The following is a 496-nucleotide window of genomic DNA, read 5'->3' on the forward strand; positions in this document are numbered from 1 at the left end:
AAAAAACTCCCAACCTAACTCCCTTATAGCTTCTTCATCCATAGCTTGCATTTCTTCTAAAGTTTTCATTTGTTTTTCCTTAAAATAATTTTTTAATTTTTTTTATTTGTTAAAATTTTCCAAAGCTTTATCTAAATCTTTAGCCTCTAAAAGTGATCGAAGAATTTTGCAAATCTCACTTAAATCCTCAAAGCAAAGCACATTTGCAATAAACCACTCATCAAATTCTTCCTCAGTAGCATCACGATAAGATATTCCTGTTTCTTCTTCAAAAGCGACTTCGTATTCTTCTGGATCGATATGATCATACGCATCACTTAAAAAACCCTCTAAATGAGAATTAACAGCCTGCAAAACTTCTTTGCTAGGTTTTGTTTTTAAGAATTCTTTAAAATTCTCAAGATTGTCTAAAATTTCAACATCAAATTCCATAATATCTCCTTTTTATTATTTTTTTATCTTTCTTCTTTCTTCATACATTTTAATTTGTTCTGGT

The 496-nt window shown here is 28.8% G+C and carries 1 protein-coding gene; it reads right to left on the minus strand.

All coding sequences use genetic code 11. The features are described from left to right. Nucleotides 1-102: 102 nt before the first annotated feature. The gene (locus AJ939_RS00010; protein ID WP_044779636.1) at nt 103-432 is read right to left on the minus strand and encodes a hypothetical protein; all 330 of its coding nucleotides are present in this window, start codon (nt 430-432) and stop codon (nt 103-105) included. Nucleotides 433-496 lie beyond the last annotated feature (64 nt).

Origin of the sequence: Campylobacter sp. BCW_6889, assembly GCF_001762535.1 — a bacterium.
In the GTDB taxonomy this organism is placed as follows: domain Bacteria; phylum Campylobacterota; class Campylobacteria; order Campylobacterales; family Campylobacteraceae; genus Campylobacter_D; species Campylobacter_D jejuni.

What these genes read in the sequence shown, in the direction of transcription:
- AJ939_RS00010 (WP_044779636.1), bottom strand. Translation starts at nt 432, where the DNA reads ATGGAATTTGATGTTGAAATTTTAGACAATCTTGAGAATTTTAAAGAA.